The organism is Gelidibacter japonicus (assembly GCF_010725055.1).
GTDB classification, from domain to species: domain Bacteria; phylum Bacteroidota; class Bacteroidia; order Flavobacteriales; family Flavobacteriaceae; genus Gelidibacter; species Gelidibacter japonicus.
Window position 1 is genome coordinate 147,953 of sequence record NZ_BJKB01000011.1, and the last position, 14,490, is coordinate 162,442.

At 38.1% G+C, this 14,490-nt stretch carries 14 protein-coding genes; 5 read left to right on the forward strand and 9 right to left on the reverse strand.

All coding sequences use genetic code 11. From position 1 onward, the window contains the following. Positions 1 to 153 precede the first annotated feature (153 nt). From G6N06_RS12540 to G6N06_RS12565, 6 genes are all read right to left on the reverse strand, one after another. Positions 154 to 1,707, reverse strand: coding sequence for a DUF4301 family protein (locus G6N06_RS12540; protein ID WP_163517087.1), 1,554 nt, complete (start codon positions 1,705 to 1,707; stop codon positions 154 to 156). Continuing rightward, positions 1,704 to 2,270 (reverse strand): AAA family ATPase, encoded by a 567-nt coding sequence (locus G6N06_RS12545; RefSeq protein ID WP_163517088.1) that lies wholly within the window; start codon positions 2,268 to 2,270, stop codon positions 1,704 to 1,706. Before G6N06_RS12545 ends, G6N06_RS12540 begins: the two co-directional genes overlap by 4 nt. Next, positions 2,231 to 2,863 carry a nicotinamide riboside transporter PnuC gene (gene pnuC / locus G6N06_RS12550; protein ID WP_163517089.1) on the reverse strand — a complete coding sequence of 211 codons (633 nt, stop codon included), beginning with the start codon at positions 2,861 to 2,863 and terminating at the stop codon, positions 2,231 to 2,233. The genes G6N06_RS12545 and pnuC overlap by 40 nt, the downstream gene beginning before the upstream one ends. After that, complete coding sequence (locus G6N06_RS12555; protein WP_163517090.1) at positions 2,847 to 3,107, reverse strand: thiamine-binding protein; 261 nt, start codon at positions 3,105 to 3,107, stop codon at positions 2,847 to 2,849. The genes pnuC and G6N06_RS12555 overlap by 17 nt, the downstream gene beginning before the upstream one ends. A 68-nt stretch (positions 3,108 to 3,175) precedes the next feature. Continuing rightward, entirely contained in the window at positions 3,176 to 3,946 is a 771-nt protein-coding gene (locus tag G6N06_RS12560; protein ID WP_163517091.1) for a phosphoglycerol geranylgeranyltransferase, read from the reverse strand. Positions 3,947 to 4,031: 85 nt separating this feature from the next. Continuing rightward, positions 4,032 to 4,661 carry a 4'-phosphopantetheinyl transferase family protein gene (locus G6N06_RS12565; RefSeq protein WP_163517092.1) on the reverse strand — a complete coding sequence of 210 codons (630 nt, stop codon included), beginning with the start codon at positions 4,659 to 4,661 and terminating at the stop codon, positions 4,032 to 4,034. A 158-nt stretch (positions 4,662 to 4,819) separates the two neighbouring features. Between G6N06_RS12565 and ahcY the strand changes: the two genes are divergently transcribed. Both ahcY and G6N06_RS12575 read left to right on the forward strand, forming a co-directional pair. Continuing rightward, positions 4,820 to 6,136: an adenosylhomocysteinase gene (ahcY, locus tag G6N06_RS12570; RefSeq protein ID WP_163517093.1), complete on the forward strand. Its 1,317-nt coding sequence runs from the start codon at positions 4,820 to 4,822 to the stop codon at positions 6,134 to 6,136. 361 nt (positions 6,137 to 6,497) lie between these two features. Continuing rightward, positions 6,498 to 6,995, forward strand: a complete 498-nt coding sequence (locus tag G6N06_RS12575) for a very short patch repair endonuclease (protein WP_240338060.1) — start codon at positions 6,498 to 6,500, stop codon at positions 6,993 to 6,995. A gap of 70 nt (positions 6,996 to 7,065) precedes the next feature. Here G6N06_RS12575 and G6N06_RS12580 read toward each other — a convergent pair whose 3' ends face one another. After that, the gene (locus tag G6N06_RS12580; protein WP_163517094.1) at positions 7,066 to 9,198 is read right to left on the reverse strand and encodes a S46 family peptidase; all 2,133 of its coding nucleotides are present in this window, start codon (positions 9,196 to 9,198) and stop codon (positions 7,066 to 7,068) included. A gap of 394 nt (positions 9,199 to 9,592) precedes the next feature. Here G6N06_RS12580 and G6N06_RS12585 point away from each other — a divergent pair, with 394 nt between their 5' ends. From G6N06_RS12585 to G6N06_RS12595, 3 genes are all read left to right on the forward strand, one after another. Next, entirely contained in the window at positions 9,593 to 10,735 is a 1,143-nt protein-coding gene (locus tag G6N06_RS12585) for a methionine aminotransferase (protein ID WP_163517095.1), read from the forward strand. A gap of 64 nt (positions 10,736 to 10,799) precedes the next feature. Beyond that, entirely contained in the window at positions 10,800 to 11,309 is a 510-nt protein-coding gene (locus G6N06_RS12590) for a hypothetical protein (protein ID WP_163517096.1), read from the forward strand. 8 nt (positions 11,310 to 11,317) lie between these two features. Beyond that, positions 11,318 to 12,097: an amidohydrolase gene (locus G6N06_RS12595; RefSeq protein ID WP_163517097.1), complete on the forward strand. Its 780-nt coding sequence runs from the start codon at positions 11,318 to 11,320 to the stop codon at positions 12,095 to 12,097. Here the strand turns inward: G6N06_RS12595 and G6N06_RS12600 are convergent. Next, positions 12,057 to 13,688 carry an Ig-like domain-containing domain gene (locus G6N06_RS12600; protein WP_163517098.1) on the reverse strand — a complete coding sequence of 544 codons (1,632 nt, stop codon included), beginning with the start codon at positions 13,686 to 13,688 and terminating at the stop codon, positions 12,057 to 12,059. The genes G6N06_RS12595 and G6N06_RS12600 overlap by 41 nt on opposite strands. Before the next feature lie 53 nt (positions 13,689 to 13,741). After that, entirely contained in the window at positions 13,742 to 14,419 is a 678-nt protein-coding gene (locus tag G6N06_RS12605) for a ComF family protein (RefSeq protein ID WP_240338061.1), read from the reverse strand. Positions 14,420 to 14,490 lie beyond the last annotated feature (71 nt).

Consider the following 14,490-nt stretch of genomic DNA (forward strand, 5'->3'; position numbering starts at 1 on the left):
CGCCCCGTCAAAATACACCTCCTTCTACCTAATTACCCTCAAGTGACCAATACGGGACAGGCTGCAGGCTGTTAACTGGAGGCTGCTGACCCGCCCGAATGCATTTTTTTCTAACCAAACACACACAGGCCAATTGTACGGGCAGGCTGCTCACTACTCAATTTGGTGTGTTGGTTTCAACAAATCGGTGACGGTTTTTACTGGATTAAAGGTAATCAATGGCACTTCAACAAAAACAGTATTCCAATCGGCCATGCTCCCGTTCCAAAGACCAGGCAATTCTAAAGCCATTAAATCTTTTCCAGCATGTGTTTTCATGGTGATAAATGCGGTTTTAGGGTCAACAAATTGTTGCAAGTCAAAAACTTCACCTTTAAAATTTTTAATTCCACAGACTAAGTCGACAGGGTTAAAATGCGTCGCATTTTTGACGATTTCGTTTTGCTTTTTGTTGTCCAAATCGATCTGTGCGGACTCCACAATTTGAAGTGAGATTTGCCCTTTTTCGTCCTTTACCCAAAATGGTCCACCACCAGGTTCGCCTTCGTTTTTAACCATCCCACAGATACGGATAGGTCTGTTCAATTTATCAAATAAATACTCGATTTGATATTTTGTGGAATATTTCTCGAACTCAGAGCTGATGACCACATGCAATGTATTCACTAAAAACTGCGAAATAGTGAGAATATCCTCTTCTGTAACTTCTCCACTTTCAAGAAGCTTTAGGTGGTCAAATACTTCCTGTTGAATTTCAAGCAGCATGCCCGCTAACATTTTTTTATATTCGGCAACCTCATCCTCATATTTATAGACCACGACATTATCAATGTTCTTTATAAAAATAACATCTGAGTCCAATAGATTCAAATTCTCCAAAAGTGCTCCGTGACCTGACGGTCTGAAAGTCAATTGTCCATTATCAGCTCGGAATAGCTCATTTTCGGGTGTAACCGCAATGGTATCGGTTGAGGCCTTTTGATATGAAAAAGTAATATGGAATTTGGTATTTGTTTTTTGCTCTACAATCTCACGAATACGTACAAATTCGTCATCAAACATTTTTTTATAGACTTCTGAAATTGTAAAGTGCAGGAAGGCTATATTATTTGTGGATGCATACAAGGCGGCTTCAAATAAATGCTCTTCAAAAGCCGTTGCCAAATGATCTTTATACTCATGGAATGGCAGCAGTCCTTTTGGGTAGAAACCATAATTCATCTTATCCTCATCCATCATTGTTTTGACGAATAGCAATTTTTGTCTATCGTTAGAAAATGAGGCGTATTCTGGATAAAAAACTTCTATCTGTTCAAGGACCGTATTGTAAAAAGGCAACTTTTCGATGCCAACAAAAAACAATGACAAATCAGCGTCCTTATATTTATTGATGAAAGAATTTATAGTTTCATCCTCTGGAACGTATTCGTCAATAAACCTAAATAAAGTCTTGAACATGCGAGTAGCCGCGCCAGATGCTGGAACAAATTTGGCAATGGAAACATCATTCCTTTTAGAATCAAAAAAATTGATATAGCGCGCTTTTGTAACTTCGGAACATTTTACAATACCCTTGTTTATTGTTGCCGCCGAACTAAGATTCACAAATGGCATGCCCGTTTCAAAAAGTTCCAGTTGCGATTGGACCTGAGCCAGGGTCATGCCTTTACTTTCAATTTGCTGTATATCTTTTTCTGTAAATTTCACACTTTCTTTTTTATTAGTTCATCAATATGGGTTACGGCCAACTCAAATCGCTCTTCTATAGGGCCTTTCAACAGAATATATGGTTTGTTATATTCTTTTAACTCATTTTCAAAGGCTTCAAACATGGCTTCGCGGTCATGAGGCCGGTCTCTTAAATCGTCAGCTTCCCACGGAATATCAATATAAGTCAAAAAATAGAGATCGTAGGTGTTTTGTATGGCATATTTCTCCAGAACCGGATCACATACCCCATCATAATAGGATTCTGAATAGACTTTGGTTTCCAATAAATCGGTGTCGCAAATAAGTACGGTATCTGCTTTTGGAGTCAGCTCATTTTCGAGTCGCATTTGGCCTTCAGCAATTGGCAATACATCATTCACGGTTAAAGTTTTTCCCAAACGTAGCTTCTCTTCAGCATAAATACGGGAATACTCAGGCACAAAAACTGTATTGTAATATTCGGCCAATTGCATGGCTAAAGTACTTTTTCCGGTTGACTCGGGGCCAAACAAGACTACTTTTATGCAATCTGAGGGGTCTTGTTTAAGCTTTTCTTCCATGCTATATATCCATAAATCGCTATAAAGGTAAATCCAAAATACTGTATGCTTGTAAAGGTAAAACCTTTATAGAAATAAAGTGGAATAGAAATAAGATCTCCAACAATCCAATAAATCCAATTCTCCACTTTTCGACGTGCCATGAGCCACATGCCCACAAAAAATATGGCTGTCGTTAAGGTATCGACATAAGCCACCCAACTGGTCCATTTGTCAAAACTTTTATAAACAATGAAGACAAAGCCCAAGGTTGCTATAAAAATGACGGCACTCATTTTATGCTCCCAAGAGGTCGTTTTTGAAATTGGAGTCACATGAGTGCTGTCCACCTTTCTGGTCCAAATATACCATCCATAGATGCTCATAGCGAAATAATACCCATTGATCATCATATCCCCCAGAAGCTCCCATTTTAAGAGTAGGTACACAAAAATCCCCGTACTGATCATTCCGGTAGGAAAGACCCAAATATTATTTTGTTTAGAGCTCCAAACTGAAAGAAATCCGAAGATAACAGCTACTATTTCTAAAACAATATCCATGGTATCATAACCTGAATATTGTCCAAACAGAAAATCAAAAATGTGGTTCATAGTCCTGTCTATCAGATTTGACAATTTTCATATAGAGCAAACCGCGTTCTATCAAAGTAAATGCTTCTTTTATTTCCGTGGTCAAAAGCTGCATGACCTCATCATAATCGCCATAAACCTGTGTACTCAAAGGGTTTTCCAAAACCGTAAGTCCTGAAGCTCTTAATTTTTTTATAAAATGAATGATACTTGGTTCATAGTCATCATGCAAAGGGGTAAAGCTTAATTCTACTGATATTTTCATAACTCTTCCTGCGAAAGCAGGAATCTCTATTTAGTTAAACTTATTTTTTACTTAATACGAATGGTCATTTATTTTTCTTCGTTGCTCAAATGTTCAAATTCTATTGGAGCCTTTATCTCCTCAAAAAACAATTCATTTTCTTCAAATGCAGTTCCAATCACCACCAAATCTGCCCCAAACTCATAAGCACCATCTAATTGTTTTTTAGATTTGATACCCCCACCTACGATTAACGGAATCTGTAATTCCTGTTTTACAGCTCGAATGATCTTAGAATTGATAGGACCAACCGCTCCACTTCCGGCTTCGAGATAAATACATTTCATTCCCAAAAACTCCGCTGCTTTTGCGGTATCGACAATATTCTGAATGTTTTCTCTGTTTAAAGGTTGAGTTTTGGTCACACGCTCTACGGCGGTTTCTTTTCCGTTTTCAATCAACAGATAGCCCGTCGGAATAATTTCAAGTTGCATGGTCCGCAAGACTGAAACGGCTTCAACTTGTTTTCCGATCAGATAGTCAGGATTTCTGCCCGAAACCAATGATAAAAACAATAAGCCATCGGCGTGGGATGACAATTGAGAAACGTCTCCGGGGAAAATTAAAAGTGGCAACTTGGTCCATCGTTTTAACTCTTGAATCAAAAGATCCGTTTGGTTTTCCTCAACCGAGCTTCCACCCACAAAAACATGAGTGGCCGGCGAGGCATTCAATTTGACCATAAAATCCGATACGCATTCGAGCTTCATTTTGTCGGGATCAATCAAAACGGCAAGGAGTTTTTTCCTTTCAGAAATAGCGATTAATAAATCTTGATATAAATTTTTCTGTTTAGCCACGAATGTTTTTCTATAATTTCATTTTAACTCATAACTCATAACTCTGAACTCTGAACTCTGAACTCTAAAACCTGAACTCTAAACCTCACCCCTCATATACATAGGCACACGAAAAGCCTTCAAATTCAAAAAAATGCGTATTGTATCTGTATTTTTTATCTTTATAATCAATCCAAGCCACAGTCTCCTCATCTTGGACCATAAAAGGAATGACCAAAAAATGATGCTTAAACATCATGCCCGGCGTTGCAAACAATTTGTACAAAGATTCCTTAATACACCAGATGACCGTAAGTTTATTGATATAGTCATCGGCGGAATCCTCTAAATAATCAAATTCATAACCAATAAATTTATGGGCTATTACGGCAATTTTTTCACGCTGTTTCTCAATGTCTATTCCAACTTCGTGATCACTGACAATAACTCCCGAAAATGTAAATGAATGGGTAATTGAGATATGTTTGCCGTCCTTTAAATGAGGCTTACCGTTTTCGTCATAATACAAATCGTGGTCAGTATAACCAAATTCTGCCAAAAGATGGCGCACACTCAAAAATCCGCGCTGGTGCAGTTCACTTTTCATCCCCAAGACACGGGTCATACATTCATCTCTTAAGGTGATTGGCCGCATGAGCTCTTCATAGGATTCTGTAATCTGCCAGATTTTAACAGTAGTTTGTGAATTTGGGGTAATGGTTTTATATAATGGCATTTAAGTTTCTCGAAGTTATTAATTATCTTTGCAGTCGCATAATAAAATTATAGAAACAAATATACAATTATGTAATTCGCTATACAACCTCGCTTGTTTAGAAAACATAATATTACAAGAATGTATACTTTCTATTGAAAACAATTAAAAAATAACAGATGAATACAAAAACATTGCCTTACGTACCTTATAAAGTAAAAGACATATCGCTTGCGGAATGGGGAAGAAAAGAAATCGAATTGGCTGAAGCTGAAATGCCAGGACTAATGAGCCTTCGTGAAGAATATGGCGATTCGCAACCATTGAAAGGTGCGCGTATAGCAGGATGTTTGCACATGACCATTCAAACGGCTGTGTTGATTGAAACCTTAATCGCTCTTGGTGCAGATGTGACTTGGAGTTCTTGTAATATTTTCTCAACACAAGATCAAGCTGCAGCTGCCATCGCCGCTGCTGGAATTCCGGTGTACGCATGGAAAGGAATGACCGAAGAGGAATTTAACTGGTGTATTGAACAAACCTTATTTTTTGGTGAGGACAGACAACCATTGAACATGATCTTGGATGATGGTGGCGATTTGACCAATATGGTCTTTGATAAATATCCAGAGTTAATGGCTGGAATCAACGGACTATCCGAAGAAACGACAACAGGTGTTCACAGACTTTATGAGCGTATGAAAAATGGTACATTATCTATGCCTGCAATCAACGTGAATGATTCTGTAACCAAATCGAAATTTGACAACAAATATGGCTGCAAGGAAAGTGCTGTTGATGCTGTGCGTCGTGCCACAGACTTAATGTTGGCTGGAAAACGTGTGGTGGTTTGTGGCTATGGTGATGTTGGTAAAGGAACAGCAGCGTCTTTCAAAGGTGCTGGTAGCATTGTAACGGTGACTGAAATTGACCCAATTTGTGCTTTACAAGCTGCTATGGACGGTTTTGAAGTTAAGCGACTTGAAACGGTTGTTGCCAATGCGGATATTGTAATTACAACTACTGGAAATAAAGATATCGTTCAAGGGAAACATTTTGAAATGATGAAAGATAAAACAGTCGTTTGTAATATCGGTCACTTTGATAACGAGATTGAAATGTCCTGGTTGAACAAAAATTACGGCGATACCAAAGTAGAGATCAAGCCACAGGTTGATAAATATACTGTAAATGGCAAAGACATTATCATTTTGGCAGAAGGCCGCTTGGTCAACTTAGGTTGCGCTACAGGCCACCCAAGTTTTGTAATGAGCAACTCATTCACCAATCAGGTTTTGGCGCAAATTGAACTTTGGACCAATAGAGATGCCTACCAAAATGAAGTATATATGTTGCCAAAACATTTGGATGAAAAAGTAGCCAAATTGCACTTGGAAAAAATTGGTGTAGAACTCACTGAACTCCGTGAAGAGCAAGCTGAATATATTGGTGTTCCGATAGAAGGTCCATACAAACCGGAATATTATAGATATTAAAATTCCAAGAATTAAATTCCAAATCCCAAGCAGTAATGTTTGGGATTTTTTTCTTTCTGGTCTACTATTAAGTATTTGATCACGAATAACACCTTAGTGCAATTGATCATTATCTCATTTCTGCTTACAAGTACATGTATAAAACCAAATTTAACCGCAAGGAACACAAAGAAAAATCGCAAAGAACGCAAGGTTTTAAAAGTAATGTGACTTTGGCGTAACCTTTTTGTTCCCGGTAGTTATCGGACTTGCGGTCAAAATATAGCTTATTAATTTTTAGACTTTTTGGATTATAGCTAATACTGATGAATTACACATCCTCAAACTTTTGTTAAACCTCTAAATATCTTTCTATTTAAACTTGGAATTTTCTAATTTAGAGAGCATCATGACTTACAATGAACCCAACATCATCGTCCCAAGATTTAATGAGGAATCAGGTTTTTACACCACCAAGAAACGCTCAAAAATGATGAGCAAGATCCGTGGGAAGAATACTAAACCCGAACTTTTGTTTAGAAAGGCCTTGTGGCATAAAAACGTCCGCTATCGGGTAGATAGCAAACAATTGCCCGGTAAACCTGATATCTCCATCAAAAAATACAATCTCGCCATTTTTATCGACGGCGAGTTTTGGCATGGCTATAATTGGGACGAAAGAAAAGATGCCATAAAAAGTAATCGCAAGTTTTGGCTCCCTAAAATTGAACGCAACATGCAACGGGACCGACAAGTCAATCAGGAGCTTTCTGAAAGAGGTTTTACGGTTTTCAGATTTTGGTCCAAAGAAATCCTTAACGATTTAGATCGCTGCATTAATGATGTCCTTATGTTTATAGCCACTGGAGAAAACACATAAGTCAAGCTTCTCCACAAAAAAACCCTTCCAAATTGAAATGAAAGGGTTTCTTTTTAAATAATTAATCTTATTATTTTTTGATCTTGGCTTTCTTAACCTTCTTGGTTTGTTTGTTTCCGGATTTTGGACGCACCAAGCTCATTTCATCAATTAAATGTTGTGCCCCCGCATACTTATCAATGATGAAAAGGATGTAGCGCGCATCCACCATAATATTTCTGCAAATCTCAGGATCATAATACATGTCGCTCATGGTCCCTTCCCAGACACGGTCAAAATTCAATCCCACTAAGTTTCCATAGGCATCAATAGCTGGGCTTCCCGAATTTCCTCCAGTGGTATGATTTGTTCCCAAGAAACAAACAGGCACTTTTCCTGTGGCATCCGTGTATTGCCCGTAATCCTTTTTAGCGTATAACTCCTGTAGCTTTTCGGGCACATCAAACTCATAATCCCCCGGGATATATTTTTCCATCACCCCATCCAAATAGGTCAAAGGCTCGTAGTAAACCGCATCTCTTGGCTCATAGCCTTTCACTTTACCATAAGTGACGCGCAAGGTTCCATTCGCATCTGGGAAATAACGTTGATCTGGCAACACCTCCATCAAAGCCGTCATATACTGCTGTTCAAGGCTATTAATCTGAGGATTCAATTCTTGGAATTTAGGCTCAACTTGCGTATAAAATGCAATAATATAAGGCTTGATGTATTGGTAGGCGGCATCATCATTCAACTTCTCCAACACTTCACTCGAATTGCCTTCCAATACCTTTAAGGCACTTTCCAAATTCGTAAAGGCCGTTTTATCATATATAGAAGCATCAACTTGATCGGTGTACAAAGGCATGACCGCCTCAAAAACCTCTCTATCTACCTTGGCATTGTAATTTTTATAAACCCCTTTCATACGAGCAATATTGGCATCTCTCTGCTTTTCAAAAGTCTCTTCACTGTTGGCCGCCGCACCTTCCAATTGCACAAGGCCAAAGATCATGGGTGTCAACTCATTGGTCCTTAAAAAAACTTCCATAAAGCTGGTACGTTTCACGTTGACCTCCTCTATTTCGTGGTAAAGACGTTCAAGTTCAGGCAAAACATTTCCGTATTTGCTTTCCAGTCCCTTTGCTTTCAACTGTTTTGTAAATTCAGCCTCTTGGGCTTTTTTTATACCGATGGCCCCACTTTTTTCAATACCTAAATTCTCACCTTGCCATTTTTTCCAGGCATTGGCAATACGTGCCTGTTTGGAGGCATATTGGATTCTGATCTGATCATCGGCCTTCATATGGGCGTCAATCACTTTTAATGCTGCTTCCCTGATGGCAATTGCTCGTGGGTTGATTTTCTCAACGGTTTGTGCTATGGCAACGGCAGGAAGATACTCATCGGTAGTGCCAGGGAAACCAAATACCATGGTAAAATCATCCTCGCTCACTCCATCCAAAGAGACTGGCAAGAAATGTTTTGGTGTAAACGGAACATTATCTTCCGAATAGGCTGCAGGACGATTATTCTTATCGGCATAAATTCTGAACAAGGCAAAATCACCCGTATGACGTGGCCAGACCCAATTGTCGGTATCACTACCAAACTTTCCAATACTGGAAGGTGGCGCACCAACCAATCTGATATCCGTATAACGTTCAGTCACAAAAAGAAAATATTGATTGCCTTTATAGAACGCTTTAATTCTCGTGTCCTGCCAATCTTCTTTTTGGGCTGCTTTTTCAATGGCCGTACTGTTACGCCCTCTTACGGATTGCTGTTCTCTATCGGACATAGTTTCCGTAACACCCTCAAGAACTTGTTTGGTGACATCTTCTATTCTAACGATAAATTCAATATATAGATTGTTATTTGGCAACTCTTCCTTAAGGTTCCTGGCCCAAAATCCGTCTTTCAAATAGTCGTTTTCCAAAGAGGAATGCGACTGAATCTGACTGAATCCACAGTGATGATTGGTCAAGACCAAACCTTTTGAAGAAATCACTTCAGAGGTACAGCCACCGTTAAAATGTCCTATGGCGTCCTTCAAACTTGAGTTGTTGACATCATAAATATCTTTGGCAGACAATTTACTACCAAGACTTTGCATTTCGTCCTCATTCATACCTTGCAGTAATGACGGAATCCACATACCGCCTTGCTGTGCAGAAACTTGAAATGCAATAAAAAGAAATAAAATTCTGAAAACTTTCATATTTAAAATGGTTTTTAAAGTTTCCAAATATAAGAAAGCCACCACTAAGATTAAACTATTTATTGATGTATATCGGTTAAAAAAGAATCAAGACCGCTTCGCTTTTAGAATTATGAACAAAGACTTGAAGCGTTAAAATTCGAAAATTGTATTCCCAATCAAAATAGAAAACAAATTAAACAGGCTTGTTAATAACTTTAAAACATAAAATGTTCATAACCTTAAAAAACTTAATTGACTGGATAGATGAAAGATGAAATCAGCATAAATTGGATGATAATAAAATCAATGACTGAATCATCATCTAATCAACTATTACTTGCCAAACAAAAGTCGATTAAAACAATCAAAACTTTTGTCTATCTTATCTTTCATAAAATTAAAGAACTTGAGAATGCATCACAATTCAAAACTTCCCCATGTAGGCACTACAATTTTTACCGTCATGAGCACTTTGGCGCAACAACACAAGGCACTCAATCTATCCCAAGGATTTCCAAACTTTAAAAGTGATCAAAAATTGATTGATTTGGTCACCAACGCCATGAATTCTGACTATAACCAATATGCTCCAATGGCAGGAAATTTAGAATTACGCGTTGCGATTACCAATAAATTTGAAAGACTCTACAACAGCACCTATCATCCAGATTCGGAAATAACCATTACAGCAGGTGCTACACAGGCGATTTTCACCATCATCTCCACCTTTATAAAACCCGATGATGAAGTTGTTATTTTCAGACCTGCTTATGACTGCTATGAGCCGGCCATAGAATTGAATGGCGGAAAAACAATTTCCGTACAACTGGAAGCACCTCATTACCAAGTAGACTGGACGGCAGTTGCGAAAAAAATTAATTCCAAAACCAAGATGGTGATCATCAACACGCCCCAAAATCCGAGTGGCACTATATTTTCTGAAGAAGATATGTTCAATTTACAGGATTTGCTAAAAGGCACTGACATCATTTTGCTAAGCGATGAAGTTTACGAACATATTATTTTTGACGATAAAAAACATCAAAGTGCCTGCTTGTTTCCTGACCTTAAGTCACGAAGTTTTGTAGTGGCTTCCTTCGGAAAAACCTTCCACAATACAGGCTGGAAATTAGGTTACTGCTGTGCGCCAAAAGCCTTGATGGCCGAGTTTCAGAAAGTACATCAATTTAATGTGTTTTGCGTCAACCATCCGATGCAAAAAGCCTTGGCTGATTATTTACAGCATCCCGATCACTATCTGAAATTATCCGATTTTTATCAACGTAAACGCGATTTGTTTTTGAGCTTGATCAAAGACTCCCGATTCCAATTTACTCCGGCCCAAGGGGCATACTTTCAGATATTGGACTATTCAAATATCACCATGGAAAAGGATGTGGATTTTGCAAAACGACTGACTATTGACCATAAAATAGCATCTATTCCACTTTCAGTATTCAACACCGATAATCTGGATAATAAAGTGCTGAGATTCTGTTTTGCCAAAACCGACGACACCTTAAAACAGGCCGCCGATATTTTAAATACGATTTAAAACAGGAATGACCCAATACCTTGTTAAAAGTTTAATTCCCATCCTAAAATTCAGTAATTTTACTATGCCAAAAACCACGGTTCACTCACCGAATTTAGAGAGGTTTTTCGGCACTAAAAAACTAAAAAACAATGTTATGAGAATCTGGATATTTATTTTTTTTATGAGTCTTGGAATTATGGCCAATGCTCAACATGTAGTTAGTGAAGGAGTAGCCTATGAGGTTAAGGGAAAATCTATTTTTAAAGAGGGTATTGATATTACGCACTCTCTTGACAAAACCCAAAAGGACCGTATTCTTAAAACCCATAGGACTAAAATAAGGTCAGAGAAAAGAGCTGAAAGAGCAAGAAAAAAACAAGAAAAGGCCCGCAAGAAAGCTGCAAAGGACTTAAAAAGAAAACAAAAGGCACAAAACAGGTACCTTAAAGCCACAAAGAAACTGGAGCAGAATGAACTAAAGTACAATAGGCTCAAGGAAAGAGGAAGGCTTTCACCTAAAGATGAAGAAAAATGGCTAAAGAAATTAGATCGCTTTAAAAAGGATGTAGAAAAAAGAAGAAAAAGCTTATAAAAATCATCATGTCTGAAACCTTAAATATCGCCTTGATACAAACTGAGTTGATTTGGGAGCATCCTGAACAAAACAGAGCTGATCTTTCAAAAAAAATAGATGCTCTTATTGAAGAAGTAGATATTATTGTATTGCCCGAGATGTTTACTTCCGGTTTTACCATGAATCCTTCACGGGTTGCCGAAACCATGCAAGGTGAAACCATCGCCTGGTTAAAAAAAGTAGCAGCGAATAAACAAGCGGCCATTACCGGAAGTATGGTCATCAAAGAAAATGACCACTACTACAACCGAATGGTCTTTGTGCATCCAAAAGGTGCGATTGACCATTATGACAAACGCCACACCTTTACCTATGCAGGTGAAGACAAGGTTTATACGCCTGGTACCAAAAAAATCATTGTGGATTATAACGGATGGAAAATCTGTCCGTTAATCTGCTATGATCTCAGATTCCCAGTTTGGGCCAGAAATGTAGAGGCTTATGACGTCCTTATCTATGTTGCCAATTGGCCGGCCATACGGGTGGCTGCTTGGGATACATTATTAAAAGCACGTGCCATTGAAAATATGAGTTATTGCGTAGGTGTCAACCGAGTTGGCAAAGACGACAACAATCATGACTACTCAGGACACTCTGCTGTTTATGATGTATTGGGAAATAGGATAGACAACATCCCTTTTGACAAAGAAGCTGTAGAAATTGTGACCCTTAAAAAAGAAGTTCTTGAACACAATAGATCCAAGTTTAATTTTTTGGCGGATCAGGATCAGTTTTCAATAAAGTAAATTCCTCAACCAAATCCCACCCCGTTCTTGCATCAATAATTTTCGAATAATAGCTGACGCGCTCCGGTTGAATCTTCTTGAGATAATTACCCGTATCCCATTTTCTATTCCCATTGGCATCGTAAATAACTCTCAAATAATAAGTACCGGGATTGATATGCCTAAAATCAAACATTCGAGGTGCATCTGCAAACTGTTCGTATTTCACCTTGCCGCTATTATCCGTTAATTGTACGATCAAGGGATATTCGGCATCAATTAAACTAACGCGAACATCCGAAAGATCGGAAAATCTCTTGGTCTTTATTGTATAGTTCAAGGTATCATTGACTTTTCCGAAAAAATCCGTCACCGCTTCCGGTAAAAATTGAACCTGATAAACATTGGCCTCGGTTTTATCAAACTTAAATCGGTAGGTGTTTTTTAGTGTGTCAAGTTCAGTACTGAAATCAACATTTAAAGAATCTTTATCTCTTATAGAAATTCTGTCAAGATCAAGTTTTTCAAAAGGTACATTTCCTTCAATTAAAAAATCCGAATCAAAATCGATTGTACCCGTTCCTGAAGGTTTAATGATGAGTGAATCGATTTTCAAGTCTCGAAAACGGTGTTTTAGAGTATCCACATAGGCTTTGTTTTTGACCACAAATAAGGTCGTGTCCAACTCAACATTCGGTTTATACCAATAGTACAACGTATCCCTTTGAGCATCTTTCACGATACGGTGTTCAAATCCATCGGGTTTGTCGCCCAACATTTCAATGCTTAAATTACTGACATCGCCTCTGTATCCAAATTGTATTTTCTGTTTGGCAACCTGTGTTGGGCGTTCCATTTTAAAATCGGGCACCTCCTTAAACAATTTTATTTCGTAAAACGAATCGGTAGGAACGGTAATTTCCTTATCATAAAACCCTATTTTATCGGATTTCTGCTGATAGGTGTAATTGCCATTTTCATCTTTTAAAGCTACCAATCGGTATGTTCCAGCCTTAATATTATCAATACTAAACGTACTGACACTATCTAAGGTATTGGTTACATATTTTGGGCGGGATTTATAAATTGTCGAATCGTTATAAGTAGAATCCACCTCGTACAACATCACCGAAACAAAGGTGTCTGGCTCTCGTTTTTCAGCATCGATAATTGCGCCTTTTACAGATAGGGAATCAATGTAAGCACCGGTAGAGAAGACGTATTTATAATAAGAATAGGGATTTTCTTCATTATTATCAACAATACTTTGTCCAAAATTGAACGCATAAGTGGTATTGGCCTGTAAGGTATCATTAATTTTAATGGTGATATATTTGCTCGCACTGCCCAGTGGTGTGATGTCTGGAGCTGGGTCCATTGGCGGAGAAATGATCAACTGTTTCTGGGCATTTTTTATTTTGACATACTCATCAAAATAAATCTTGATTTCGTTGCTTTTGAAATTGGTCGTGAAATTATCTGGTGTAGAATATCTGATTTTTGGAGGTTCAGTGTCTTTTTCGCCACCTGAAGGCATGCCTCTGTTGGCACAGTTGACAAGCATGAACAGCATACCAAAAAACAGAAAGAGTTTATAATAGGGTTTAAACATCACCACACACAAATTTCAGCAAATTAACGATATATTTATTTCAAACGAAAAAATTATTCCGCAATTGCCATCGTGGCGACACTTATTGTCACACCCTCAATTTTTAATAGCGCATTCGCACAGGTTTCAATTGTTGCTCCCGTTGTAATGATATCGTCCACCAAAAGGATGTGTTTCCCTTTTAAAGTCTCAAATTCAGTCACCATAAACAATCCGTCGTCGTTAACCCATCGCATGATCCGATCCTTGAAGACTTGAGTTGTCGTAGCTTTAGTTTTTTGTAAAACCTCTGTATTAAAATCGCATTCTAATGCATAGGCAAGCTGTTTTCCAAATTTATGCACTTGATTATAGCCACGTTGTCTTAGCCGTCTGGAATGCAACGGTACGGGGACAACCACATCAACAGTTCTAAATCCCTCGTGTTTAATCAGTTCCGCACCAAGCCATTTCCCTAAAAACTCACCTACTTCTTCATGACCTTTATATTTTAGATTATGAAGCAAGCGCTGCACCAATCCTTTTTTTGAAAACCTCAAAAGCGCTGAGGCATTTCTTAACAAAACACGTCCATAGAGCATTTTAGTCAGCTCATTATTGGTCGTATCTTCAAAACTTGCCAAAGGCAATTCATGTCTGCAAATGGTACAGACATAGAACTCATTGGCTTCCAACTGGCAGTCGCATGTCAGACAAACCTCTGGAAAAAATAGGTTTAACAAGTTTTTCACCATTTTATCGATTAAAAACAGCTATGACAAACTTAATATATATTTTCGCTTCTGTTAATTAAATAATCCCT

Coding starts and splice junctions, on each gene's coding strand:
- G6N06_RS12585 (WP_163517095.1), top strand. CDS start 9,593: ATGCATCACAATTCAAAACTTCCCCATGTAGGCACTACAATTTTTACC.
- G6N06_RS12600 (WP_163517098.1), bottom strand. CDS start 13,688: ATGTTTAAACCCTATTATAAACTCTTTCTGTTTTTTGGTATGCTGTTC.
- G6N06_RS12580 (WP_163517094.1), bottom strand. CDS start 9,198: ATGAAAGTTTTCAGAATTTTATTTCTTTTTATTGCATTTCAAGTTTCT.
- ahcY (WP_163517093.1), top strand. CDS start 4,820: ATGAATACAAAAACATTGCCTTACGTACCTTATAAAGTAAAAGACATA.
- G6N06_RS12545 (WP_163517088.1), bottom strand. CDS start 2,270: ATGGAAGAAAAGCTTAAACAAGACCCCTCAGATTGCATAAAAGTAGTC.
- G6N06_RS12590 (WP_163517096.1), top strand. CDS start 10,800: ATGCCAAAAACCACGGTTCACTCACCGAATTTAGAGAGGTTTTTCGGC.
- G6N06_RS12555 (WP_163517090.1), bottom strand. CDS start 3,107: ATGAAAATATCAGTAGAATTAAGCTTTACCCCTTTGCATGATGACTAT.
- G6N06_RS12565 (WP_163517092.1), bottom strand. CDS start 4,661: ATGCCATTATATAAAACCATTACCCCAAATTCACAAACTACTGTTAAA.
- G6N06_RS12595 (WP_163517097.1), top strand. CDS start 11,318: ATGTCTGAAACCTTAAATATCGCCTTGATACAAACTGAGTTGATTTGG.
- pnuC (WP_163517089.1), bottom strand. CDS start 2,863: ATGAACCACATTTTTGATTTTCTGTTTGGACAATATTCAGGTTATGAT.